Origin of the sequence: Pandoraea sp. B-6, from assembly GCF_000282835.1 — a bacterium.
Classification (GTDB): Bacteria; Pseudomonadota; Gammaproteobacteria; order Burkholderiales; family Burkholderiaceae; genus Pandoraea; species Pandoraea cepalis.
Window position 1 is genome coordinate 1 of the sequence record NZ_KB290549.1, and the last position, 24,318, is coordinate 24,318.

Annotated in this window: 20 protein-coding genes and 2 tRNA genes; 14 read left to right on the forward strand and 8 right to left on the reverse strand. The window is 63.9% G+C overall.

Going from position 1 to position 24,318, the window contains the following annotated elements; genetic code table 11:
• The 9 genes from A985_RS26270 to msrA all read left to right on the forward strand — a co-directional run.
• The coding region (locus tag A985_RS26270; protein ID WP_039830557.1) for an alpha/beta fold hydrolase at positions 1-262 on the forward strand (262 nt) is incomplete at its 5' end.
• A 9-nt stretch (positions 263-271) separates the two neighbouring features.
• Positions 272-1,516: an acyl-CoA dehydrogenase family protein gene (locus A985_RS0119220; RefSeq protein WP_017235003.1), complete on the forward strand. Its 1,245-nt coding sequence runs from the start codon at positions 272-274 to the stop codon at positions 1,514-1,516.
• Between the two features lie 45 nt (positions 1,517-1,561).
• Positions 1,562-3,112, forward strand: a complete 1,551-nt coding sequence (locus A985_RS0119225) for a class I adenylate-forming enzyme family protein (RefSeq protein WP_017235004.1) — start codon at positions 1,562-1,564, stop codon at positions 3,110-3,112.
• Between the two features lie 245 nt (positions 3,113-3,357).
• Positions 3,358-4,104, forward strand: coding sequence for an IclR family transcriptional regulator (locus A985_RS0119230; RefSeq protein WP_017235005.1), 747 nt, complete (start codon positions 3,358-3,360; stop codon positions 4,102-4,104).
• A gap of 37 nt (positions 4,105-4,141) precedes the next feature.
• Complete coding sequence (locus A985_RS0119235) at positions 4,142-4,879, forward strand: transporter substrate-binding domain-containing protein (RefSeq protein ID WP_017235006.1); 738 nt, start codon at positions 4,142-4,144, stop codon at positions 4,877-4,879.
• A 112-nt stretch (positions 4,880-4,991) separates the two neighbouring features.
• Entirely contained in the window at positions 4,992-5,660 is a 669-nt protein-coding gene (locus A985_RS0119240) for an amino acid ABC transporter permease (protein WP_017235007.1), read from the forward strand.
• Complete coding sequence (locus A985_RS0119245; protein ID WP_017235008.1) at positions 5,657-6,433, forward strand: amino acid ABC transporter ATP-binding protein; 777 nt, start codon at positions 5,657-5,659, stop codon at positions 6,431-6,433. The genes A985_RS0119240 and A985_RS0119245 overlap by 4 nt, the downstream gene beginning before the upstream one ends.
• Positions 6,434-6,452: 19 nt before the next feature.
• The gene (hutG, locus tag A985_RS0119250; protein ID WP_017235009.1) at positions 6,453-7,400 is read left to right on the forward strand and encodes a formimidoylglutamase; all 948 of its coding nucleotides are present in this window, start codon (positions 6,453-6,455) and stop codon (positions 7,398-7,400) included.
• A 158-nt stretch (positions 7,401-7,558) separates the two neighbouring features.
• Positions 7,559-8,134 carry a peptide-methionine (S)-S-oxide reductase MsrA gene (msrA, locus tag A985_RS0119255; protein ID WP_232424681.1) on the forward strand — a complete coding sequence of 192 codons (576 nt, stop codon included), beginning with the start codon at positions 7,559-7,561 and terminating at the stop codon, positions 8,132-8,134.
• A 177-nt stretch (positions 8,135-8,311) separates the two neighbouring features.
• On the opposite strand, the gene A985_RS26275 is transcribed toward msrA, so the two are convergent.
• Complete coding sequence (locus tag A985_RS26275; RefSeq protein WP_017235011.1) at positions 8,312-8,662, reverse strand: hypothetical protein; 351 nt, start codon at positions 8,660-8,662, stop codon at positions 8,312-8,314.
• Between the two features lie 420 nt (positions 8,663-9,082).
• Here A985_RS26275 and A985_RS0119265 point away from each other — a divergent pair, with 420 nt between their 5' ends.
• Together A985_RS0119265 and fabV are read left to right on the forward strand one after the other, a co-directional pair.
• On the forward strand, positions 9,083-10,621 hold the full coding sequence (locus A985_RS0119265) for an MFS transporter (RefSeq protein WP_026132158.1): 1,539 nt from the start codon (positions 9,083-9,085) through the stop codon (positions 10,619-10,621).
• A gap of 169 nt (positions 10,622-10,790) precedes the next feature.
• Positions 10,791-11,984: an enoyl-ACP reductase FabV gene (gene fabV / locus A985_RS0119270; protein ID WP_017235013.1), complete on the forward strand. Its 1,194-nt coding sequence runs from the start codon at positions 10,791-10,793 to the stop codon at positions 11,982-11,984.
• A 203-nt stretch (positions 11,985-12,187) separates the two neighbouring features.
• Here fabV and A985_RS0119275 read toward each other — a convergent pair whose 3' ends face one another.
• The 4 genes from A985_RS0119275 to A985_RS0119290 all read right to left on the reverse strand — a co-directional run bounded on the left by A985_RS0119275 (position 12,188) and on the right by A985_RS0119290 (position 17,651).
• A complete protein-coding gene (locus tag A985_RS0119275) occupies positions 12,188-13,321 on the reverse strand; it encodes a DUF72 domain-containing protein (protein WP_017235014.1) in 1,134 nt (377 codons plus the stop codon).
• Positions 13,318-14,529, reverse strand: coding sequence for a cyclopropane-fatty-acyl-phospholipid synthase family protein (locus A985_RS0119280; RefSeq protein ID WP_017235015.1), 1,212 nt, complete (start codon positions 14,527-14,529; stop codon positions 13,318-13,320). The genes A985_RS0119275 and A985_RS0119280 overlap by 4 nt, the downstream gene beginning before the upstream one ends.
• Positions 14,530-14,642: 113 nt before the next feature.
• A complete protein-coding gene (gene pdxH / locus A985_RS0119285) occupies positions 14,643-15,290 on the reverse strand; it encodes a pyridoxamine 5'-phosphate oxidase (protein ID WP_017235016.1) in 648 nt (215 codons plus the stop codon).
• Positions 15,291-15,572: 282 nt separating this feature from the next.
• Positions 15,573-17,651 carry an AsmA family protein gene (locus tag A985_RS0119290; protein ID WP_198288722.1) on the reverse strand — a complete coding sequence of 693 codons (2,079 nt, stop codon included), beginning with the start codon at positions 17,649-17,651 and terminating at the stop codon, positions 15,573-15,575.
• On the opposite strand from A985_RS0119290, the gene tcdA reads away from it, so the two are divergent.
• A complete protein-coding gene (tcdA, locus tag A985_RS0119295) occupies positions 17,650-18,486 on the forward strand; it encodes a tRNA cyclic N6-threonylcarbamoyladenosine(37) synthase TcdA (protein ID WP_026132159.1) in 837 nt (278 codons plus the stop codon). The two genes, A985_RS0119290 and tcdA, sit on opposite strands and share 2 nt — an antisense overlap.
• A gap of 210 nt (positions 18,487-18,696) precedes the next feature.
• Here the strand turns inward: tcdA and A985_RS0119300 are convergent, their stop codons facing one another.
• Positions 18,697-20,349 (reverse strand): long-chain-fatty-acid--CoA ligase, encoded by a 1,653-nt coding sequence (locus A985_RS0119300; protein ID WP_017235019.1) that lies wholly within the window; start codon positions 20,347-20,349, stop codon positions 18,697-18,699.
• Positions 20,350-20,757: 408 nt separating this feature from the next.
• On the opposite strand from A985_RS0119300, the gene A985_RS0119305 reads away from it, so the two are divergent.
• A tRNA-Arg gene (locus tag A985_RS0119305) sits at positions 20,758-20,834 on the forward strand.
• Between the two features lie 154 nt (positions 20,835-20,988).
• Positions 20,989-21,065: transfer RNA gene (locus A985_RS0119310), tRNA-Arg, on the forward strand.
• 169 nt (positions 21,066-21,234) lie between these two features.
• On the opposite strand, the gene A985_RS0119315 is transcribed toward A985_RS0119310, so the two are convergent.
• Both A985_RS0119315 and A985_RS26280 read right to left on the reverse strand, forming a co-directional pair.
• Positions 21,235-22,707 carry an efflux transporter outer membrane subunit gene (locus tag A985_RS0119315; protein WP_017235020.1) on the reverse strand — a complete coding sequence of 491 codons (1,473 nt, stop codon included), beginning with the start codon at positions 22,705-22,707 and terminating at the stop codon, positions 21,235-21,237.
• Positions 22,708-22,713: 6 nt separating this feature from the next.
• The coding region (locus A985_RS26280) for a DHA2 family efflux MFS transporter permease subunit (protein WP_017235021.1) at positions 22,714-24,318 on the reverse strand (1,605 nt) is incomplete at its 5' end.

Genomic DNA, 24,318 nt, shown 5'->3' on the forward strand with positions numbered 1-24,318 from the left:
GCTCACGCCCGCGGCCTACCGCGCGGCGCTCCAGGCGCTGGTCGGTTTCGAACAGCGCGCCGCACTCGCGCGTCTTGCCGTGCCGGTGCTGCTGATCGCCGGTGAGCACGACGCCAACGCGCCGGCGAAAGTCATGGCGCGCATGGCCGACGCCATCCCGGCGGCGCGCTACGTTTGCCTGCCCGGCGCCGGGCATCTCATGAATCTGACGCATCCGGCGGAATTCAATGCCGAGGTGCGCGCCTTCCTCGAATCACTCTAGGAGACCACCGTGGCCTATCAGCCCCCTTCGATCGTCGGCGAGCATCATCCGCTCACGGACAAGCAACGGCGCCTGCTGGCGCTGGCCGAGCAGGTGGGACGCGAGTCGCTCGCGCCGCGCGCCGCCCGCTGGGATCGCGAAGCGTCGTTCCCGTTCGAGAACTACGACGACATGCGCGCCGCCGGTTTGCTGAAGTTGTGCATTCCCGAATCGGACGGCGGCCTGGGCGCCGATTTCGCCACGTACATGATGGTCTCCGCCGAACTGGGCCGCCATTGCGGTGCGACGGCGCTTACGTTCAACATGCACACATGTTCGATGATGTGGACCGGCATTCTCGCCGACGATCTCGACATGACGCCCGAGCAACGCGCCGAGCATGCGCGCTATCGCGAGCATCACTTCGCGCGCGTGATCCAGGACGGGGCGATCTATGCGCAACCGTTCTCCGAGGGCAGCGCGGCCGCGGCGGGCAAGGCGCCGTTCGGCACGACGGCGACGAAAGTCGACGGCGGGTGGAAGATCAACGGACGCAAGATCTTCGCGTCGCTCTCGGGGGCGGCGAACTACTACGGCGTGCTGTGCACCGAAGACAAGCCCGAGTTGTCGATGAAGGACACGTTCTATATCGCGGTGCCCGGCGACGCCCCGGGCGTCACCGTGACCGGCGACTGGGATCCGCTCGGCATGCGCGGCACCGTCTCGCGCACGCTGCTTTTCAAGGATGTGTTCGTTCCCGACGAACTGCAATTGATGCCGCGCGGCGTTTACTATCAGGCCGCCAGCCGTTGGCCGCACATGTTCATGACGCTGGCCCCGACGTACATGGGTATCGCTCAGGCCGCGTACGATTTCACCGTGCGCTATTTGCGAGGGGAAGCCGAGGGCATGGGGGCGCCAGTCAAGCGTCGTATGTATCCGACCAAGCAGATTGCCGTCGCGCAGATGCACATCATGCTCGAGCAGACGCGCGCGCTTTTCCTGCGCGCGTTGCAGGACGGCCGGGCCGACCCGGGCAAGGAGGCGCGTCTGCGCGCCTATGCGGCGCAGTACACGATCATGGAGAATGCCAACGAGCTGTGCCGTCTGGCCATTCGTACGTGCGGCGGACAGTCGATGCTCAAGACGCTGCCGCTCGAACGCCTGTATCGTGATTCGCGTTGCGGTGCGCTGATGTTGCCCTGGACCGCGGAGCTGTGCCTCGATCGCATCGGCCGCGAGGCGCTTTACGAACCGGGCGAGCGCGACGAGTAAGCTACGCACTCACGCCTCACCGTCTCTCTTGTCACGGAGAATCAGTTGACGCCCTTTGTAGAAGCGCTTGCCCGTCACGCACGTGCCACGCCGCAGCGGCTGGCGCTGCGCTGCGGCGTTGGCGACGAAGCGCAGCAGACCGACTTCGCCGCACTTTGGCGCCGCATCGAACGTGTGGGCGGCCATCTGCGCGGCACGTGGCGGATCGCCCCGGGCGAGCGCGTCGCGTGCCTGGGGCTGAACGACGAGCTGCAACTGGCGCTGTTGTTCGCGTGCGCACGTGCCGGCGCCATCTTCCTGCCGCTGAATTTCCGTCTCGCCGTTCCCGAACTGGCGGCCATCGTGCGCCATGCCGGGGTGCGCGTGCTCTGGTCAGACGCGACGCACCGCGACATGGCCCGTCAGATTCGCGATGCGCTCGAAGTCACCGGCGACACCGAGCTGCCGCCACCGGCCATTGCGTCGATCGAAGGGCTGATCGCGGTGCCGTCGATCAAGCCGGTCGATTACCCGGACGTTGCCGCCGATGCCCCCGTGTTGCTCGCCTATACGTCGGGCACAACGGGCGAGCCCAAGGGGGCCTTGCACACACAGGCCGGGCTGCTGGCCAACGCCGAGGCCAGTTGGTGGGCGCACGAGATGCGTGCCGAAGACCACGTCCTCTCGACCTTGCCGATGTTCCACGTCGGCGGTTTGTGCATCCAGACGTTACCGGCGCTGTTGCGCGGGGCGAGCGTTACGTTGCATCCGCGCTTCGATCCGGCCGCCTGGATCACCGACGTGGCGAAACATCGGCCGACGCTGTCGTTGATGGTGCCCGCGACAATGCGCGCGGTGCAATGCCACCCGCTATGGCAGACGACCGATCTGTCCTCGTTGCGCGGCGTGATGGCCGGGTCCAGCGTTGTGCCGATGTCGGCCATCGACGCCTTCCATGCGCGCGGCATCCCGCTCGGGCAAGTCTATGGCGCGACCGAGACCGGGCCGGTGTCGATCGCGTTGCGCTTCGGCGAGGCGAAGGCACATCCCGGCACGGTTGGCCGGGCGTGCCCCGGCGTGGAAGTCCGCCTGACCGATGCCGCGGGCCGGCCGGTTCTCGCCGGAGAGGTTGGCGAGATTCTCGTGCGCGCGCCGAATGTGATGCGCGAGTACTGGCGCGCGCCGGACCACGCTTCATTTGAAGGCGGCTGGTTTCACTCCGGCGATCTGGCACGGTTGCGCGACGACGGCTGTTTCGAAGTCGTGGGTCGCAGCAAGGACATGATCATCTCGGGCGGCGAGAACATCTATCCGGCAGAAATTGAAAACGCGCTGGTCGACTGTCCGGGCGTGTTGGAGGCCGCTGTCGTCGGGGTGCCGGATGAGCGATGGGGCGAGGTGCCCGTTGCCGTCGTCGTGTCCGCGTCATCGGCGAGCGCGACGCAACAATCCGTGCTCGATTTCCTCGGCGCACGCATCGCTCGCTTCAAATTGCCGCGACGGGTGGTCATCGTCGACGCGCTGCCGAAGAGCGCCCTTGGGAAAGTACAGAAGCCGATTCTCATTGGGTGGTTATCGGCCGCCTCCGAATCGCAAACGTCGATGCTCGGTCGATAATAAAAAAGATCACCCGGTGTTCGCTGAAAAACGCCGAATCCCTTGTTTCATAAGGGGTTCGGCGTTTTTTTGTGCGTCGCTCGCGTAATGCGTAAGGGAAAATACCTATGCGTAATCCTTTGGTTTGTTACCATCGGGTGGGAATTCAATTTTTTACTTTGGGAATTGCGTCGCAAGATAGCGCCCATGTCGTCATCAACGGGGTAGCCCGCTGATTTCTTTGCTTTCTTTGGCTTTTTAAGACGATGGACACCACCGAAGCGCAATCGGTCTCAGAGCGCGTGTTGCAAGTGCTTGTGACGGTCGCACGTCATGGACGACCGATCGCGGCACGCGAGATCGCCGCGCAAACGAGCTTGCCGCTCTCTACCGTTTACCGCCACCTCGTGCCGCTCAAGAAGTGGGGCCTGGTGCAGGAGCACGCCCATGAGGCGCTCTACGAACCGGGCCCGGTCGGCGTGCAATTGGCGTGGGGTTTCGACCACAACTCGCATCTTGTCACTCAGGCACGCGAAGAAATCGAAGCCCTCGTGCAGCGCACCGGCGAGACCGTGGGTCTGCTGGTCGCCGCGAATGGCCAGGTCGTTTGCCTTGACATGCACGAGAGCGAGCAATCGCTGCGTTGCTCCTTTGCGAAGGGGCGTGCCCACCCGCTGGTGCATGGCGCTTCCGCCAAGGCGCTGCTCTCGTTCCTGCCGCAAGCCACGCGCGAGAGCTTGATCAGCCGACAACTGGCGGGCCAGCCGGTGGCGCAGGAGCGTCTGGTTGCGCAGGTCGAGGAGATCCGCAAGCAGCGGTATGCGGTGTCCGAAAGCGAAGTCGACTTCGGCGTCTGGGGCGTGTCGGCCCCGGTGTTCGCCGCCAAGGAGCGTCTGGAAGGCACCATCACCTTGATGGCGCCGGCCGTGCGTGTGGCTCAGCGCCACGATGAGCTGATTCGCCTCACGTTGGCGGCAGCCGAGCGTATTTCGAATCGATTGCAATACTTTTAACCGGTTATCCGACCGAGACTACACGAAGGAGTCCCAGATGAAATTGCGTCACATCCTGTTCACGATGGCGCTGGCCATCACCTGCTCGAGCAAGGTTTTCGCGGCCGACGACGTGCTGCGTGTCGCCACCGATGCGACCTTCCCGCCGTTCGAATACGTGGAAAACGGCAAGCGTACCGGGTTCGACGTCGAGATGATCGAAGCCCTCGGCAAGGTCATGGGCAAGAAGATCGAGTGGATCGACATCGATTTCAAGGGCCTGATCCCGGCCGTGCTGTCAAAGCGTGCCGACGTGGCTGCATCGGCGATCTATATCACCGACGAGCGCCTGAAGGTCGTGAATTTCACGCATCCGTACTACACCGGCGGTCTGGCGATTCTGGTCAAGGCTGACAACACGGCCATCAAGGAACCGGCCGACCTGAACGGCAAGAAGGTGTCGGTCCAGGTGGGCACGAAGTCGGTGCAGTTCCTGAAGGAAAGCTACCCGAAGGTCGAGCGCGTGGAAGTCGAGAAGAACGACCAGATGTTCGAACTCGTGAAGATTGGCCGCGCCGACGCCGCCGTGACCGGCAAGCCTGCGGCGCTGTTGTACGCCAAGGCGAACCCGGTCGTGAAGGTGCTCGACAAGACGCTGACGGTCGAGCGCTATGGTTTTGCCGTGCGCAAGGGCGACACCGAGCTGACCAACGAGATGAACAAGGCGCTTGAGAAGGTGCGTGCCGACGGCACCTACGCCGCGCTGGTCACCAAGTACTTCGGTGCTGCGAAGTAAGTTTTTCACCAACGTAATGCCAACGTAATACCGGGCGGGTGGATCGTCGCCCCGAATGGGGAGACGGCGCCCGCCGACGCAATAAAGCCGTAGAGCTACTGACGGAGTACGCATGGAACTCGATTTTTCGCCGGTGTGGGCCAACTGGCAAGACCTCGCGCGGGGCGCGCTCGTGACCGTCGAGGTAACGGCCTGCGCGCTGGCGCTGGGCTGCGTGTTGGGTTTGCTGATCGGCATGGGCCGCCTGAACCCGGCGCATCGCATTCGCTACAGCATTTGTACCGCCTACGTCACATTCATTCGCGGTACGCCGCTGCTGGTGCAACTCTTCATTTTGTTCTTCGGCCTGCCGCAGTTCAACATTCTGCTGCCGGCATTCCTGTGCGGTGTACTGGGCCTGGGCATCTATAGCGGCGCCTACGTCTCGGAAATTGTGCGTGGTGCCATCCAGTCGATCGAACGTGGTCAGATGGAAGCCGCCCGCTCGCTCGGCATGCCTTACGGCATGGCCATGCGTTCGGTGATTCTGCCGCAGGCGATCGTGCGCATGATCCCGCCGCTGGGCAATGAATTCATCGCGCTGATCAAGAACTCTGCGCTGGTGTCGCTGCTCACGATTCACGACGTGATGCACGAAGGCCAGAAGATCATCAGCGTGTCGTACCGCTCGCTCGAAGTGTATCTGGCGATTGCGTTTGTCTATCTGATTCTGACCGGCACCACCACGCTGCTGCTGCAGCGCGCCGAGAAGTCCCTGCGTGCCGGAGGTGCCGTGCAATGAACGAAGCGAAGAAGGAATTCGGCGCGCCTATCCTGAAGATCGAAGGACTGGGCAAGGCTTACGGTAGCCTTCAGGTACTCAAGGGCATCGATTTCGAAGTCGATGCGCGCCAGGTGGTCGTTGTCATCGGCCCGAGCGGCTCGGGCAAGAGTACGTTCCTGCGCTGCTGCAACGGGCTGGAGACGGCCGAGCAGGGCACGATCGAGATTGTCGGCCACAAGCTCGTCGATCACGGCAAGATGATGGGCGAGAACGCCCTCAATCAACTGCGCACCGAAGTGGGCATGGTGTTCCAGTCGTTCAATCTGTTCCCGCACTTGACGGTGCTCGAGAACGTGACGCTCGCGCCGCGCAAGCTGCGCGGCATGAAGGCCGCCGAGGCCGAGACACTGGCCCGCGAACTGCTCGCAAAGGTGGGGCTGGCTGCAAAGGCGGACGTCTTCCCCGGCACGCTCTCGGGCGGCCAGAAGCAGCGTGTGGCGATTGCCCGCGCGCTGGCCATGCAGCCGCAGGTCATGTTGTTCGACGAGCCGACGTCGGCGCTCGATCCGGAACTGGTGGGCGAAGTCCTGCAAGTGATGAAGACGCTGGCGAACGACGGCATGACGATGCTCGTCGTCACGCATGAGATGGGGTTCGCACGCGAAGTGGCGGATGTCGTGGTGGTGATGGACCAGGGCCGGATCATCGAAGCCGGGTCGCCCGAGCAGATCTTCACCGCGCCGCGCGAAGCGCGTACGCGGGAGTTTCTGCAAGCGGTTATTGCACGGTAAGGCAAGGCAGGCAAAACGTATGACAATCGATCGAACGGTCTGGCAAGGCCGCGTGGATACCGGTGAAGCCGGCCACACCCTGCGTCTGCATCAGGTGCTGCGCGACTACGACGCGTCGCAGGTCGCGGGTGGCGCCGTTGTGCTGGGGTTTTGCAGTGACGAAGGCGTACGCCGGAATCACGGACGTTTGGGCGCCGTCGCCGGCCCGGACATGCTGCGTCGCGCGCTGGCGAGCTTGCCTGTGCAGGGCTCGCCCGCGGTGTTCGACGGCGGCAATATTGTGTGTGCCGACGGCCGGCTCGAAGCGGCGCAGGCCGCGCTCGGCCATCGCGTGGCCGAGGTACTGGCGGCGGGCGCCCGTCCGGTGGTACTGGGCGGCGGACACGAGATCGCCTACGGCACATTCCTTGGCGTGGCCGAGCATTTCGGCGACCGCCTGCGCGACGAGCCGATCCTGATCCTCAACTTCGACGCCCACTTCGATTTGCGTGCCCAGCCGAGCGCCAGTTCGGGGACCCCCTTCTGGCAAATCTCGCAGTGGCTCGCGGGCCGACAGGCGCCTTTCCGCTACGCGTGTCTTGGCGTGAGCCGTTACAGCAATACCGACGCACTGTTCGAGCGGGCGGCGGCGTTGCAGGTGGACTATTGGCTCGATGAGGCCATGTTGGCGCATCGTCTGCCGGAGATGTGTGAACGACTCGATGCAATGCTCGCCGAGGTGAGCCACGTGTACCTGACCATCGACATGGACGTTTTGCCGGGCGAGAAGGCGCCGGGGGTGTCGGCGCCGGCGGCTCATGGCGTGGCGCTCGAAGTGGTCGAGGCGCTGATCGGTGTGGTGCGTCGTTCGGGCAAGCTGCGCGTGGCGGATATCGCCGAGTACAACCCGACGTACGACCGCGACGGTCTCACGGCCCGCGTCGGTGCGCGTCTGCTGCATCCGCTCATCACGCAATTTCAGTGCTAGGTCGTTAGTCATGCGCGGGCGCGACATGCGGGCCGCATAGGGTTATTTGCGCCGTTCACCGGACTTCTGCGCGACAATAGGGCGGGCGATCGAACCATGGATCGCCCGCCCTATTGGTTTGGTGCGCCGCGGCAAAATCATAGTCGACAAGCGAGGTCATGATGACAGAGCAGACGAACTCCCTGAGCAATACCCATATGGAAGTTGCCACGCTGGCCGGTGGTTGTTTCTGGTGCCTCGAGGCCTGCTACCAGCAGCTCGATGGCGTCAAGTCCGTAGTCTCGGGCTACGAGGGCGGTCATGTCGACAACCCGACCTACGAGCAAGTCTGCGAGGGCGAGACCGGTCACGCGGAAGTGGTGCGGCTGACGTACGACCCCGGCGTCGTCACGTTTGAGGAACTGCTGATCGTGTTCTTCCAGATCCACGATCCGACGACCGTCAATCGCCAGGGCAACGACATCGGCACGCAGTATCGCTCCGCCATCTTCTATCAGGACGAGGCGCAGAAAACGGCGGCAGAACATCTCATCGCCGAGTTGATGGCCGAGATGACCTATGCGCATCCGATCGTCACGCAAGTGGTGCCCGCGCAGACGTTCTGGCCCGCCGAAGCGTATCACCAGAATTACTTCCGCCAGCATCCCGATCAGGGCTACTGCGCGTATGTCGTGGCGCCGAAGCTCAAGAAATTCCGCGAGAAGTTTGCGCGCAGGCTCAAGACGGCGGCTTAACGCGGACCGCGGGCGCTCAACGGGCGCTCAACGGGCGTTCGGCGGGCGTTCGGCGGGCGTTGCTCGGGAGGCTTGGCCGACGGACCGTGCCGTTGCGGACCGGGCATCGCCTGGCGCGACTCGCCGCGTAATTCAGCGACGCGCGGGGCGCGCCCGCCGTCGAAGCGCATTGGCGTGTCATCCAACGATACGCACGGGCGCGTCTGCGGTTTCGGCGAACAATATCAGGCAAGGCTCGCCGACGTCGGCGGCATGCGCGTAGGCGGCGTCGAGGCTGTCGAAGTAAAACGCTTCGGCGGCGCGCGGTACCTGTTGCGTGACGATCTCGAAGCGATGGTGATCGAAGCGAATGTCTAGATACGTAACGCTCCCGTAGCACCAAACCACATAGCCAGCAAATGGCAACGTAGCGGGCAGTGGGGGAAGTGCTGGGGGTGGGAGCGTCGCGTGCGGCGCGTCGCCCGACGCCGCAGCGGCCTGCGTCTCCAGCCAGCGTCGATAGTCGTTGCGCACGGGGCGATGTCTCATGGGCGTATCTCCTGATGGGGGCCAACGACGGGCGATGATCGGCAAACGCGGTCAACGACCGGGACACACTCATGATGCCGAGTGCGTATGCCGTTGGGCTAAAGGAGTCTCCGAAAGAGGTATCGGACAACGCCGCGTTCTGGCGAAACGAGGGCGGCGACGCGCGGTGGGGCGGTAGCCGTGTTCGTGAATGTGACTCGATCTGCCGTTGAATTTTCTTCGAAGACAGTTGCCATCGTGGATTTCGCACGGTCGGATCCCCGCCCGCCGGGGCATCGCGGGCGATAGGGCCCGGAAACCCGCGCCGCGCCTAACCGTTCATATGTTCATTAATTTTCACGTAAAATGGCGGCTCCCCTCCATGTAGTCTTCAGGTAGCCCGCCGTGCGCCCCCTGCCTTTTCGCGATGCGTTGATGGCCATGATTGGCATTGCGCTCGTCAACATGCTGGTCGCTCTCGACCAGACCGTCGTCAGTACTGCATTGCCGTCCATCGTCGCCGAACTCAAGGGCTTTGAGTATTACGCCTGGATCGCGAGCATTTACCTGCTGGCCTCCGTCGTGACCGTGCCGGTGTTCGGAAGACTTGGCGATTACTTCGGTCGTCGCCGGTTCGTGATCGCCTCGGTGCTGACCTTTACCGTCGCCTCGGTGCTTTGCGGTCTGGCCCCCAACATGCCGTTCCTCGTTTTCGCGCGCGGATTGCAGGGGATCGGTGGCGGCATGATGGTCGGTACCGCTTTCGCCTCCGTGCCCGACCTGTTCCCGGACGCTCGCTCGCGCGTGCGCTGGCAGGTCGTGATCACCACGGCCTATGGCATCGGCACGGCGGCGGGGCCATCGCTGGGGGGCCTGCTCTCCGAGCATTTCGGCTGGCGCTCGACATTTTTCGTGAACCTGCCGGTCGGTCTGGCGGCGCTGTATTTCGTCTGGCGATACCTGCCCAAGTTTCCGTCGGCACATCAAGGCGACGTGCGCGTCGACTGGCGTGGCGCACTGTGGATCGCCGTCGTACTCGGCGGCTTTCAGGTGTTCATCGAGAACTTACCGGCCCATGGCGTATCGCTCGGGAATGGGCTGTTGATTGCCGGGGTTGCGATCGGCTTCTGGGTATTGCTGCGCACGGAACGGCGCGCCACCCATCCCATCGTGCCGCTCGACATGTTCCGTCACCCGCAGCTCGTGGTGCTCTTCACATTGTCGGTGCTGATCGGCTTCGTGATGTACTCGCTGATCTTCTTCGCGCCATTGCTGTTGCAGGGCGGCTTCGGTCTCAGCCCGCAGGCGGCCGGCTTGATCGCGACACCGCTCGCCGCGTGCATCGCGCTGGGCAGCTTCATCAATACGCCGATCGTGGTGCGCCTGTCGCGTCCGACCAACATGCTGATCCTCGGGTTCTGTCTGCTGGCCGTGGCCTCGGCCGGGGTGGGGCTGTCCCATCGCGTGACGTCGCACGGCATGATCGCCCTGATGATGGGCTGTGCGGGCATTGGCATCGGCTTCATCCTGAACAACATGAACGTGTTCGGGCAGGAAATCGCCGGGCGCGAACGTTTCGGCATCACCACCGCGCTGTTGCAGTCGACGCGCATGGTCGGCGGCATGCTCGGCACGACGATTGTGGGCACGCTGGTCAATCACTGGTATGCCAACGGGGTGGCCGGTGTGGTGTCGGGTTACGACGGTACGCCGGCGGCCCATGCCGTCGGGCGCGCGCTCGACCCGCGCATCCTGATCGATCCGGTCCTGCGTGCCGACCTGTTGACCGATCTGCGGGCCATGGGAATCGACGGCATGCCGCTGGTCGAAACCGCTCGCCAGACGCTCGTGAACGCCGTCCACGCGGGGGTGCTGCTCACGGGCATCGCGGCGATTGCCGCCGCATTGCTGGTGCGCCGTATCCGGCAGATTCAGTTTCCCAAGCGACACGATCGCTCGGCCGTGGCCGCACCCGAATAAGCCGAGAACCGTTCGGCGTTGTCCGAACGGACTTCGCCGGGTGTCTGAAAGCCAAAGCATGGGGTGAGAGAACCCCCCGTCAAAATGCCGGCTCGGTCGCGACCTCGTTTACAATGCGCGGTGTTTGCCGGGTGAGCCGGCATCTCCGATTTTTGTGAACGAGGTTTCCATGATCATCAAGCCACGCGTGCGCGGCTTCATCTGCGTCACCACCCATCCTGTCGGCTGCGAGGCCAACGTCAAGCAACAGATCGCGTATGTGAAAGCGCAGGGTGCGATTGCGAACGGCCCGAAAAAGGTGCTCGTGATCGGTGCGTCGACCGGCTACGGCCTGGCCGCGCGCATTACCGCCGCCTTCGGCAGCGACGCCGCAACGCTGGGGGTGTTCTTCGAGCGCGCCGGCAGCGAGACCAAGCCGGGAACGCCCGGTTGGTACAACACGGCCGCGTTCGACAAGTTCGCCACCGAGAAGGGGCTGTACGCGAAGAGCATCAACGGCGACGCCTTCTCCAAGGAAATCAAGGCCAAGACCATCGAGACGATCAAGCAGGATCTCGGTCAGGTCGATCTGGTCGTCTACAGCCTGGCGTCGCCGCGCCGCACGCATCCGGAAACGGGGCAGGTGTTCAGCTCGGTACTCAAGCCGGTGGGCAAGTCGGTGACGTTGCGCGGTATCGATACCGACAAGGAAGTCGTCAAGGCGTCGGTGTTCGAACCGGCCACGCAGGAAGAGATCGACAACACGGTGGCCGTCATGGGCGGCGAAGACTGGCAGATGTGGATCGACGCGCTCGCCGACGCGGGCGTGCTCGCCCCGGGCGCCAAGACCACGGCGTTCACGTATCTCGGCGAGAAGCTCACGCACGACATCTACTGGAATGGGTCCATTGGCGCGGCCAAAAAGGATCTCGACGAGAAGGTGCTGGGCCTTCGCGCCAAACTCGCGGCCAGCGGCGGCGACGCGCGCGTGGCCGTGCTCAAGGCGCTGGTCACGCAAGCCAGCTCGGCCATCCCGATGATGCCGCTCTACCTCTCGCTGCTGTTCAAGGTGATGAAGGCCAAGGGCACGCATGAGGGTTGCATCGAGCAGATCTACGGCCTGTACAAGGACAGCCTGTATGGCGCGACGCCAAAGCTCGACGACGAAGGCCGTGTGCGCACCGATCAGAAGGAGCTTTCGCCCGACGTGCAAGCTGAAGTCGCAGCACTGTGGGACAAGGTGACCGACGAGAACCTGTATGACCTCACGGACTTCGCCGGCTACAAGCACGAATTCCTGCGCTTGTTTGGATTCGAGATCGACGGTGTGGATTACGAGGCCGACGTGAATCCGGACGTGCCGATTCCGCATCTCGTGGCGTAAAGCGTAAGGGCGTCCGGGAGCGTTCAAGCTCTTCCCGGGACGTTCAGCCGCTTCGCAGTGCAATCACGATGGCCCGAGTTCGGCGCAGATGCCGGCTCGGGCCATTGTCGTTTTCGCGAGGGGTGCGTGCCGCGTGCCGAGCGTGGCGTGGTTGTGCCTTCACGTCTTCACGCCGTTCCGTCGTCGCATCGGGCAGGCCATCGTCACTCCGCGCTGGCGAGCGACGGTGTCGAAGTCAACTCGACGATACGTTCGGCCAGCGCGCGGCACGACAGCGGTGACGAGCCTTCGGCCTTGTTGTTGACGATCACGTACACGGGATGGCCAGCGAGGGCGTAGTGGGCGGCCAGCGCGGCCAGCACGTCGCGCGTGACCGGGTCGGGATCGACAATCTTGTCGAACGGCGCATATTTCGCCTTGGCTTGCTCGTAGCGATGGCCACTGTTCAGATTCCAGCGCACCACGAGTGGCCCGGCGCCCGCTTCGTCGAGCATCGCCAGTGCCGCGGCCTGCCGTTCCACATGCGGCATCCGCGCGTGCAGGCCGAGGCAATAGCGCACCCCCAACGGCCCGAGCGAGCGCATGAGACGCGGCGTGAGCAACGCGCCGTCGCGAATTTCCAGTGCGTAGCACGGCCCGGGAGCGGCGAGGCCTTCGGGTGTAGTGTCCCCCTGCGGCAGTGGCGGCAGCGCGGCGAAGAACGCTTCGATACGGTGAATCAGGGCGGGGATGTCGCGCAGCAGATCCGACGGCAAGGGCGACACTTGAAACACCAGCACGCCCGCCTTCGACCCGAGCCCGGTCAGGCACGGGGTCACGAACTGCTCGGCGGCAATTCGCGCGTCGAGAAAGCAGGGGTTCGCGCTCAGGCCTTCGCCTTTTTCTCCGCGCACGAGGGCGTCGGTCACGACGCTGGGCGCCTTGACCAGGAAGCGGAAGTCCTCCGGCACCTGCTGCGCGTACTTCTGATACTCGACAATCGACATCGGTTTGTAGAACGACCGGTCGATCCCCACGCAACGCAGCACCGGATGGCTCGCGTATGCGGTGAGCCCCTGACGCGAGAGCTTGGTGTCGCTGTAGTCGTCGTCCCAGACAATGCCTTTCCAGCCCGGGAACGACCACGACGAGGTGCCCAGGCGAATCGAGCCGGGTAGCCGCTCGCCCAACCGATGCACGTCGCCGGGAAGATCTGCCGCACCGACACCGCCGCGGCGTGTTTGACCGGCGCGAGGGGCGTGGCTTGCTGGTGCCTCGGTGTCGCCATCGACCTGCCTGGCACGTCCGCCTGTCGCGGGATCGTCAGGCGCCGTGCCAAACAGATCGAACTGGCTCATCGGTTCTCGTACATGTAACGGCGCGACCAGGGCAGACGCGTGGCGGATTGACCCGCCTTGCGGCAGACCACCTGATAGAGCGAGACGTGATCATGCTCGAACGCGTACGCGCAGCCCGCCAGGTACACGCGCCAGACGCGGAAGCGCTCTTCGCCCGCCAGTTCGCGCAGACGCGGGGCGTGCGCTTCAAAGCGCTCGGACCAGAGCGCGAGGGTGCGGGCATAGTGACGGCGCAGGCTTTCCACATCACTCGCTTCGAGTCCACCGCGCTGCATCGATTCGAGCGCGAGGCTGATGTGCGGCAACTCGCCGTTGGGGAACACGTACTTGTCGATGAAATCGCCGCCGCCCATCGCCGTCTCGCCGCTATCCGGATCGGTCGAGGTGATGCCATGGTTCATGGCGACGCCGTCGTCCGTGAGCAGCGACGCCATCTTGGCGAAGTAGTCTTTCAGGTTCTTGCGTCCAACGTGCTCGAACATCCCCACGCTCGTGATGCGATCGAACTGACCTTGCACGTCGCGATAATCCTGGATGCGGATTTCGATCCGATCCGTCAGGCCGAGTTTCCTGACCCGTTCGGTGGCCAGATCGAACTGATTCTGCGACAGCGTGATGCCGACACATTTCGCCCCGAACTTCTGCGCAGCGCGAATCACAAGGGCGCCCCAGCCGCAGCCGATATCGAGCAGTGTCTGCCCGGGCTGCAAGGCGATCTTGGTGAGAATGTGATCGATCTTCTTCTCTTGCGCCGTGTCGAGGTCTTCGTCGCCGTTCTCGAAGTAGGCACACGAATAGACCATGTTCTTGTCCAGCCAGAGCTGGTAGAACTCGTTCGACACGTCGTAGTGGAACTCGATCGAGCGCTTGTCGGACTTCTTGCTGTGCGTGTAGTGGCGCACCGCACGTTCCAGCGGGCCGAGCGTGGTGAGGCTGCTGCCGGCGAGGGCGTAACTCATGTCGATGACGTCGACGAGCTTGCCCTCGACGTCGATCTCGCCCTTCACATAGGCCTCGCCGAGATTGTCCAGGCTGGGACTCAACAGACGCGTCACGGCCGCGGGGCCATTGATGCGCAACGTTACGCTGGGGTTATCGAACGCGCCGAAATCGTAGTGCTGTCCATTCCAGAGCGCGAGGCGGATCGGCAGGTTGGAGGATGTCTTGACGCCGCTGACCCAGTTTTCGAGTTTTTTCTCCCACAACATGGATATGCTCCAAGTGTCACCAAAAAAACTTCATTCCGTAGCGCACGGCACAGTGACGTCTCCTCGTCAAACGGGCAGGCAGGCGTACCGCGTCGGCGTCGCCGACATCATGATTACGGGGACAGGCGCGCGACGCGCCAGGATCCGTCGGCAAGCTGGAAATATTTGATGCGATCGTGCAGGCGCGACTCGCGGCCCTGCCAGAATTCGAAGGTCTCCGGCAGGAGCCGGTAGCCCCCCCAATGGGGCGGTCGCGGCGGGGCGTCGCCGAACTGGCGCCGGAATTCCGCCTCGCGTTGCTCGATGATGCTGCGATCCGACACTTCGGCGCTCTGTACCGAGGCCCAGGCCCCCAGACGGGAGCCCACCGGGCGCGAATGATAATACGCGTCGCTCTGCGCTTCGCTCACCTTCTCGACACGGCCCTCGATGCGCACCTGGCGCTCGAGTTCGATCCAGTGGAACAGCAGGCAGCCGTAAGGCGTGGCCGCCAGTTCGCGGCCTTTGCGCGACTCGTAATTCGTGAAGAACGTGAATCCGTTTTCGTCCGCGCCCTTGATGAGTACGATGCGAGCGTCGGGCCGGCCGTCAGGCGTGACGGTGGCGAGCGTCATGGCATTGGGCTCGGGCAGTTGGGCCGCGAGCGCTTGCTCGAACCAGCGTCGGAATTGATCGAACGGGCTGGGCGCGACATCGGTCTCGGAAAGTGAGCCGAGGGCGTAATTTTTGCGCAGGTCCGCGAGAGAAAGCGTCTGGGTCACGACGATCGGTGTCGGTCTGTTGCGGGTGGGGTTGCGACACAGTATAGCGAAGACTCGGCGAACGTGCGCAAGAGGCGATTTGCCGCATTGCCGGCGCATCGATTCTCCGAATGCACCGTGGGACGGGCGATTCGCGTCATGTGCTTGATATTTAAGGAGTGAACTAATGGAGGGTGCGGTTGGCGCCATCCGCGACGTTGCGTGGCGCGGCAGCGACAATTCCCTAGCGCGGGCATGGGCATTGCGTTGACCGAGCGACGGCGACGTGATCGGCATGGGCGGTCAGGGCGTTTCGCGGCCCGGCCCGAACGTCGGGGCCGTGGCCGATGCGCGGGGTTCGCGCTGGCCGCCGGCCGGATTGCCGTTCGCGCCGGGCACCGGCTTGACCGCCGACGGATGGCGGCTGGGGGGACGCTTCAGGCTGGCGAGCAGTTCGCCGCAAGGGCTGTCCTTGCCCGGGCCGAGTTCGAGCAGTGGCACGAGTGCCGTGTACGGCGCGAGCACGCCCAGTGCGATCGCGCCCCCGGCGCGGGCGATCAGCGTGGGGACATTCACGCCGACGTCCGGATGCTTGAATGTGCCCCGCACATAGAGCGGCGAGCGCAAGGACAGGAGGCCGAAGTGCTTCGGCTCGGGCCGGATGGTCAGATTGAAGTGCTCGCGCTTGAGATCGACCTGTCCGGTAACGCCAATGCTCGTGTCGTCGGTGTCGACGACGAACGTACGCGCGTCCATGACACCGTCGCGCACGGCAAAGTCGGCGGCCGCGCATCGCATCTCGATCTGCTTGTCGCCGAAGAGTTTGGTGACGACGATATTACCGACGTTGAGCCCCAGATACTCCAGCAGCAGCTTGCTCATCGAGCCGCGGTCGATCAGTGTCTTGATCTCGCCATTCGACGAGCCGGCCAGCGCGGCAATCGAGTTGCCGGTCGCCGTGAGTGCGGCGTCGCCGTTGACCTCGCCGACGCTCGTCTTCATCAGATTGACGTCCGGCAGCAATTGCTTCATCTGCAGGTGGCGGAGCGAGACCTGCGAATCGACCTTCATCGGCGTGGTCTGCCCGTCGAGCACGAGGGTCGAGGTGATGCGTCCGCCCGCAACGCCGAATTCCAGTGGCCGGAGCGAGAGTACGCCGTCGTCGAGCACGAGATGGGTGACGAGGTTGTCGATCGGCAGGCGTTTGTCCTTGATGATCTTGCGGCCGGTGAACTGCACGTCGGCGTCGATGGCACGCCAGCGATCGGTCTTGAACGGGTCGACCGGCAGCACCTTGTCGGACGGCGGCGCCTTAGGCTTGCCCGTCAGATCGCCGCCGCCCGAAGGGTTCTGTGCGCCGACAAGCGGACCGAGATCGACCAGCCGCAATTGATTCGACACGACCGCGCCCTGCAGGATATTGCGCGGCTGCCGCTGACGAAAGACCAGGGTGCCGGACAGATCGCTCTGCCCGACCTTGCCCTGGAAGCGTTCATAACGCCACACGCCCGCCGTATGCAGCAGATGACCGTTGGTCTCGTAGGCCGGGGTTTGCGGCAGCAGCACGCCGGTAATCGGATACAGGTCGGCCATCGTCGGCCCGGACAGGCGCAGATGCATGTCGAGCGCGGAGAGCGTGGCCGGATTCGTGAACGTGCCAATGGCTGCGATCTGCGTGCGTCCGATGCGCACGTCGGCATCGAGCGGGAAGGGATCGCCGGTATCTTCGAGTGAGAGCACGTCGCCTGCGCGGGCGTGGCCGGTGACGGCGACCTTGCGAAAGGTGCCTTTGAGCGAAATGCCGATGCCGTAAGGTGCCTGGCCGTCGATGGTGGCGATGTTCGCGTTCAGATCGAGCTGCTGCGGCACGAGATTGGCGTGGACCTCACCGTCTTCGAGAATCAGGCGGCCGATGCGCAGTGTCCACGGCGACGGTTTGCCGTCGCCCTTCGTGAAGGTCCAGTTGTTTTGCCCGTCGGCCCGCTGCTCGATGAGCACCTTCGGCGCGGACAAGGCGACTTCGGGCAGAACCACGTGCTTGTCGAGCAGCGGCAGCCATTCAAGTGAGAACGTGAGCCGGCCCAGCGTGATCATGTTCGGCGCCTGGCTCCACGCAACATTGCCTAACACGATATCATTCGCGATCAGGCGAGGCCGCGGCAGCCAGCGCCCCAGCCCGGGGGCATTGGCGTTCGGGGCCAGCCAGTGCAGCGAGAGGTCGCCCCGGATGTCGAACGGACGACCGGTCGCGGTGCTCACCTCCCGGTTGATGAAGGGCCGGGCGTAGTTCCAGTCAAACCACGTGATGAACGCCGCGAATGCCAGCACGATGGCGACCATCGTGATCGCCAGCCATTTCAAGGACGTTACCCATCGCATCATGAACAGTACCCCGTCGAATATGTTTGCTCCGGTGCCCACTCCGCCACCGGAGGAAGATTTTGACGCCGGCCGCCGTTTCGGCGGCGTCGCGCGTTTGTACGGTAACGACGGTCTCGCGCGCCTGCGTGACGCGCACGTGGCCGTCATCGGCATTGGCGGCGTTGGCTCGTGGGTGGCCGAGGCACTGGCGCGCAGCGCCGTGGGCCGGCTCACGCTCATCGATCTCGATAACGTCGCCGAAAGCAATGCCAATCGTCAGGTGCATGCCCTCGACGGCAACTTCGGCAAGCCGAAGGTGACCGCGATGGCCGAGCGAATCCTGGCCATCAATCCCGCCTGCCAACTCACGCTGGTCGAGGACTTCGTTGCCCTGGACAACCTCGACGCCATGCTGGGCGGCGGCTTCGACTGGGTCGTCGACGCCATCGACAGCGTCCGCGTGAAGACGGCACTCATCGCGTGGTGCGTGGCGCATGCGCAGCGTCTGATCACCGTGGGTGGGGCCGGCGGTCAGATCGATCCGACACGCATCCGTATCGACGATCTCACCCGCACGATCCAGGATCCACTGTTGGCCAAAGTGCGCGCGCAATTACGCAAGCAACATGGTTTTGTCCGTGGGCCGAAAGCCAAGTTCAACGTACCCGCCGTGTACTCGGATGAGCCGTTGCAGTACCCGGAAGCGGCGTGCACCCCCGCTGAAGCGGCGAATGCCGTTGCGGGCCCACAGGGCCTGAACTGCGCCGGTTTCGGCTCGAGCGTGTGTGTCACGGCCACCTTCGGCATGGCGGCCGCCGCTTACGTTTTGACGCGAATCACGACGCGTGCCGCCTGAAAGCTTCGCTGACGTGCTCCTGTTGTACCAAGGTGTGCACGTCACGTCTGTAACCAAAAGTTACCAATCGAGGCCGATCTCTCGATCGAGACGACGATGTTTCGCCGTCTGAAATGACAATGGCCGGGATGGCTCCCGGCCATTGTCAACGCGGCGTCCACGTTTCTGAATGTCGTTACGGACGACGAGACAACTCGATGACGTGAATCGTTAGCGCAGTTCGCGGCGCAGCACCTTGCCGACCGGCGTCTTGGGCAGTTCCGTGCGGAACTCGATCACGTGCGGCACCTTGTAGTTCGTCAGGTGTTCGCGGCAGAAGTCGACGATGGCCTTCTCCGTCAGGTCCTGCGCCTTCTTGACGATCACGGCCTTCACCGCTTCGCCGGTACGCTCGCTCGGCACGCCGACGACGGCCGATTCGAGCACGCCCGGGCACATGGCCAACACGCTCTCCACCTCGTTCGGGTACACATTGAAGCCCGACACGATGATCATGTCCTTCTTGCGATCGGTGATGCGCACGTACCCTTGTTCGTCCATCGTGCCAATGTCGCCCGTGCGCAGCCAGCCGTCGGGCGTGACGGTCTTGGCGGTCTCGTCAGGGCGGTTCCAGTAGCCCTTCATGACTTGCGGGCCGCGCACACAGATTTCCCCTTCCTGTCCGAAGCCGAGCGCCTCGTTGGCATCGTTGCGGATACTCACCTCCGTCGACGAGATCGGCAGGCCGATGGAGCCGTTGAACTCGCTGCCGAGTGGGTTGATGCACACGGCGGGCGATGTCTCGGTCAGACCGTAAGCTTCGATCAGCGCATGGCCCGTGACCTTCTGCCAGCGCTCGGCCACCGCCCGTTGCACGGCGGCGCCGCCGCCGAGTGCGCATTTGAGTGCGCTGAAGTCGAGTTGGTCGAAGCCCGGGGTATTGAGCAGCCCGTTGAACAGCGTGTTGACGCCGGTCATGAACGTGAACCGCCACTTCCCCAATTCCTTCACGAAGCCGGGCATGTCGCGCGGGTTGGTAATCAGCAGGTTCAGTGCGCCCAGTTGGAGGAACACCAGGCAGTTCGCCGTCAGGCAGAAGATGTGATAGAGCGGCAGGGCGGTGACGATGATTTCCTTGCCTTCCTGGAGTCCCTCGCCGATCCAGGCGCGCGCCTGCAACATGTTGGCGATCATGTTGCGATGCGTGAGCATGGCGCCCTTGGCAACGCCGGTGGTGCCGCCCGTGTATTGCAGGAACGCGATGTCGTCGTGACCCAGTGGCACTTCCTGATGCGTGGCGCGTGCGCCGTTCGCCAGCGCGGTGCGGAACGGCACCGCGTGCGGGATGTGCCACTCGGGCACCATCTTCTTCACGTGGCGCACCACGTAGTTCACGATCCAGCGCTTCGGCGCGGGCACGAGGTCGCCGATGGCCGTCGTGATCACGTGCTTGACCGGCGTGTTGGGCAAGGCCTTTTGCAGCGTGGCGGCGAAGTTCTCGATCACGACGATGGCGCCGCAGCCGGCATCCTGGAGTTGATGCTCGAGTTCACCCGCGGTGTAGAGCGGATTGACGTTGACGACGACCATCCCGGCACGCAGGATGCCGAAGACGGCGACCGGGTATTGCAGCAGGTTCGGCGACATGATTGCCACGCGCGAGCCGCGCTCGAGTCCGGGCAGGCTTTGCAGATACGCGGCGAAGTGGCGCGATTGGCGCTCGAGCTCGGCGAATGTCATCGTCACCCCGAGATTGGTGAACGACGGACGATTCGCGAACTTCCGGCAGCTCTGCAGGAACAGATCGTTCAGCGAACGATACGTGTTGACGTCGATCTCGGCCGGCACGCCGGGCGGATAGCTCTTGAGCCAGACTTTTTCCATGAGCGCCTCCTTGAATATGGTTTTTATCGCATCGTCGTCGCCGGGGGAAGAGCGTAGGCGCGCGGTGCGTGGTTTCGTCGCATTTTTCTTTTGGCCGCGCGAGAGAGGGAGCCGAACCGGTTGTCTTGCCGATCCGGTCTCGCGCGTGCGGCAAACGCGCCCTTCGACGCGCTGCAAAAAGCCGTAGCATACCGTGCTGTCGCGCATGGGCGCACATGGAAAGCCCTGATTCGACGCGGGTTTGCGTGGAGTAATTGCTCTAGCTGCAAAGACTTGCCAGTGCGGATGATTCCGCGCTAATCCCGCATGGAATGCGCGATACGGTAGGGAAATCGGAGTTATGACAAAAGAATTGCAAAAATCACTTGCGTGGTAGGCGGGTTTCTTACATAATTCTGTTCTCACGACGCGGCTGTAGCTCAGTTGGATAGAGTACTTGGCTACGAACCAAGGGGTCGTGGGTTCGAATCCTGCCAGCCGCGCCACTTATTTCGAGGGTCTCCTCACGGGGAGACCCTCCGTTTTTCGGGAGAGTCCTTCCCAGTGACGCGCCGCATGTCATGCACATTCGGCCCGCGTCGATGAGAAGGCGAACCGACAGCAGCAGCATCGCCTGATCGGGTCTCGCGTGTAGTAAATGCGGCTGTAGCTCAGTTGGATAGAGTACTTGGCTACGAACCAAGGGGTCGTGGGTTCGAATCCTGCCAGCCGCACCAACTCAGTTGGTAAAAACGCTCCAGACGCGAAAGCTTCTGGAGCGTTTTTTCATTGGCGCCGCCGAAAAGTACGTTGCCATGCGATGCCCGTCTTGCCTGCGCCGCCCGTCAAGATGACCGCGCCGCCCGATTGTCATCTTGTTCGGCGATGCATCGTATCGCGTGTCCCTTACCCCGTCGTCGAACCCGGCGTCGATCCCACCTGCCATCCCAGACCCAGCGCCTTCTGTAGCGTCACGAACGACTTGAGCAGTTGCGCATCGCCCGCGACCCGGTCCTGCTCGGCGGAAAAGCGCGTGCGTTCGGCATCGAGCCAATCGAGCGTGCTTGCGGTGCCGGCGCGATAACGTTGACGCGTGAGCGTTGCGGCCCGCGTGGCCGAGGCCTCCACACTGCGCAGACGGTATACGTTTTCGCGCTGATGCCCGTAACGTGCCAGTGCCACGTCGGCGTCGCGCAACGCGCTGAGCACGGCACTTTCATACTTCGCCTGCGCCTGATCGCGACCGGCCTTCGCGCCGTCGACGCTCGCCTGCACGCGTCCAAAATCGAGCACATTCCATTGCAGGCGCGGTAGCGTCATCCAGCTGAAGTTGTCTTTACGCACCAGATGGCCCGGATCCAGCGCCGAATATCCGAGTTCGCCCATGATCGAGAGCTTCGGAAACCAGTTGGCCGTTTGCACACCGATCTGGGCGTTCTGCGACGCCAGGCGACGTTCTGCCGCACGGATGTCCGGGCGTGCCTGCAACAACGCGGACGGATCGCCGATGGCGACCGTCTTCGGCACGCTCGGCAAGGCCCTGGGAACCGACAGCTCGGTGTCCAACGCACCCGGCGCACGGCCGGTGAGCAGCGCCAACTGATCGAGCGATTCGATGACGTCCGCTTCGAGCGGCAGCACGCGCGATTGCGTCTGTTCCACCTGCGTGATGAGTCGTTCGACGTCGAGTTCCGACGCGACGCCCCCCGCGCGACGCTGGCGGGTGAGATCGAGCATCTCGCCTTCGAGTTGTGCCGAGTCGCGCACCAGCGCCAGCCGTGCCTGCTGATCGCGCAAGGCGACGTAGGCCTGTGCGACTTCGGCGGCGAGTTGTACGTGGGCGTCCGCGAGATCCTCCGACGCCGCATCGGCGTCCGCGCTGGCGGCCTCGACAGCGCGTCGCGTGCCGCCGAACAGATCGATCTCCCAACTCGCGTCGAACCCGGCGAGATACAAGTCGAGCGGGCCGCGACCACTGCCGCTGCCGCCATTTCCGCCATTGCCGCCAAGCAGGCTCAGATCGGGCGAGCGCGTGCGCAGCGTCGCGAGATCGAGTCCCGCCTTGGGCAGCAGGTCGGCCTGATGATTGCGCAGGCTCGCGCGAGACTGGCGCACCTTCGCCTGCGCCGCGCGGATATCCGGGCTATGGGCGATGGCGTCGTCGATCAGCGCCGTGAGTTGCGCATCGCCAAGCGTCGTCCACCATCGGGCGACCCCCGGCGTATGCGCCGCGATGCCGTCTCCGGCATGCGCATACGTGGCGCCCGTGCGCAGGGCATTGGCCGCCACCTCGGGCGCGCCACGATAATCGGGGCCAACCGTGCAGCCGGTGACGAGAAGGGCGGCCGCGAGGGCCATCGTTCGGATATGCAGCGTCATGATCGGTCAATGTCCGCCCGAACTGAAGCCGGTCGGTTGCTTGAGCAGCAGGGCCAGCGGCACGCAAAGCAGCAGCGCGATCCCCAGTGCATAGAAAGTTTCGGAAAAGGTCATCACGCTCGCCTGCTGCGCGATCTCGGCGGCCAGCTGTGCGGTGGCCTGCAATTGCGCATGCACGCTATCCCCCGTCTGCGCGAAGAAGCTCGCCGCGTTGGCGGCAAGATGCGCCTGACCCAGCGAACTGTTGGCAGTGATCGTCTCGCGCAGCATGGCGTCGTGATAGGCGGTGCGCCGGTCGATCAGCGTACCGAGCAACGCGAGTCCGACGGACCCGCCCAAGTTGCGGGCCATGTTGTACAGACCGGCGGCGTCTCCCGCGTCCTGCGCCTCGACGGCCGCCATCGACGCCTGGTTGAGCGGCATCATCGCGAGCATCTGTCCCACGCCGCGCAGCAATTGCGACATCGTGAAATCATGCCCCACGCTTTGCGCGGTCAGATCGATGTCGAGCATGCAACTGGCGAAGAAGCACAGCAGCCCGAGAATCACGAGCAGACGAATGTCCACGCGGCTGATCAGGCGCGGCAGGAACGGCATCATCAGAAAGGCAGGCAGCCCCGAGAGCAGCATGATGTTGCCCGACTGCTGCGCGTTGTAGCCCGCGATCGTCGCGAGGAACTGCGGCAGCAGATACGACACGCCATAGAGTCCCGCGCCCACCGTGAACACGATGTAGATCACGCTCGCGTAATTCCTGTTACCCAGCAGCGAGAGCTTGACGATCGGTTTCTCCGCCGTGAACTGCGCCACCAGCATCATGGCGATGCCGATGGCCGACACGATCGAGAGCCAGACGATCAGCGGCGAGTCGAACCAGCGTTCGCGCTGTCCTTCCTCCAGCACCACGGTCAGCGTACTCAGGCCGATGGTCAAGCCCACGATACCCAGCCAGTCTGCCTTGAAGAACGCCTGCAGATGGGTCGGTTCGCGCTTCAGGCCGAGCATGAGCAACGTGACGATAGTCGCCGAGATCGGCAGGTTCAGGAAGAAGCACCAGCGCCAGTTGGCATTCTCGGTGAGCCAGCCGCCGACCACCGGGCCGAGCAGCGGGCCGAGCAGTACGATCAGGCCGAACATTGCCATGCCCACGGGCATCTGGTGGCGGGGCAGGCGCGTGCGGATGATCATCTGCGCTGTCGGAATCATGGCGCCGCCGGCAAAGCCCTGTCCGATGCGGCCGACAATCATCTCGGCCAGACTGCTCGATGCGCCGCACATCATCGAGAAGAGCGTGAAGAAAACGGCGTTGAGCATCAGAAAGCGCCGTAGACCGAGCACGCGCGTGAGCCACGCGGCGAGCGGAATCATGACGATTTCCGACATCAGGTAGCCGGTCGAGATCCAGGTGCCCTCGGTGCCCGACGCACCGATCTGCCCCTGTATTTGCGGCAGGGCGGAGTTGGTGATCGAGATATCGAGCGTGGCCAGCAGGGCGCCCAGTGCGCCGGCCGCCACGGCGATCCAGTCCGACGCCGACGCGTTGCGCGGCGTGGCGGCGTTCGCGGCGACACCGCCTGGGTTTCCCCCGCGTCCGCCAGGTCCCCCATGCCC

Excerpts from the sequence above, each read along its gene's own strand:
- A985_RS26275 (WP_017235011.1), bottom strand. The coding sequence starts at position 8,662 with ATGAGACATCGCCCCGTGCGCAACGACTATCGACGCTGGCTGGAGACG.
- A985_RS0119265 (WP_026132158.1), top strand. The coding sequence starts at position 9,083 with ATGATTGGCATTGCGCTCGTCAACATGCTGGTCGCTCTCGACCAGACC.
- A985_RS0119290 (WP_198288722.1), bottom strand. The coding sequence starts at position 17,651 with ATGATGCGATGGGTAACGTCCTTGAAATGGCTGGCGATCACGATGGTC.
- A985_RS0119315 (WP_017235020.1), bottom strand. The coding sequence starts at position 22,707 with ATGACGCTGCATATCCGAACGATGGCCCTCGCGGCCGCCCTTCTCGTC.
- A985_RS0119230 (WP_017235005.1), top strand. The coding sequence starts at position 3,358 with ATGGACACCACCGAAGCGCAATCGGTCTCAGAGCGCGTGTTGCAAGTG.
- A985_RS0119245 (WP_017235008.1), top strand. The coding sequence starts at position 5,657 with ATGAACGAAGCGAAGAAGGAATTCGGCGCGCCTATCCTGAAGATCGAA.
- A985_RS0119300 (WP_017235019.1), bottom strand. The coding sequence starts at position 20,349 with ATGGAAAAAGTCTGGCTCAAGAGCTATCCGCCCGGCGTGCCGGCCGAG.
- A985_RS0119235 (WP_017235006.1), top strand. The coding sequence starts at position 4,142 with ATGAAATTGCGTCACATCCTGTTCACGATGGCGCTGGCCATCACCTGC.
- msrA (WP_232424681.1), top strand. The coding sequence starts at position 7,559 with ATGATGACAGAGCAGACGAACTCCCTGAGCAATACCCATATGGAAGTT.
- A985_RS0119240 (WP_017235007.1), top strand. The coding sequence starts at position 4,992 with ATGGAACTCGATTTTTCGCCGGTGTGGGCCAACTGGCAAGACCTCGCG.
- hutG (WP_017235009.1), top strand. The coding sequence starts at position 6,453 with ATGACAATCGATCGAACGGTCTGGCAAGGCCGCGTGGATACCGGTGAA.
- fabV (WP_017235013.1), top strand. The coding sequence starts at position 10,791 with ATGATCATCAAGCCACGCGTGCGCGGCTTCATCTGCGTCACCACCCAT.
- A985_RS0119275 (WP_017235014.1), bottom strand. The coding sequence starts at position 13,321 with ATGAGCCAGTTCGATCTGTTTGGCACGGCGCCTGACGATCCCGCGACA.
- A985_RS0119280 (WP_017235015.1), bottom strand. The coding sequence starts at position 14,529 with ATGTTGTGGGAGAAAAAACTCGAAAACTGGGTCAGCGGCGTCAAGACA.
- tcdA (WP_026132159.1), top strand. The coding sequence starts at position 17,650 with ATGAACAGTACCCCGTCGAATATGTTTGCTCCGGTGCCCACTCCGCCA.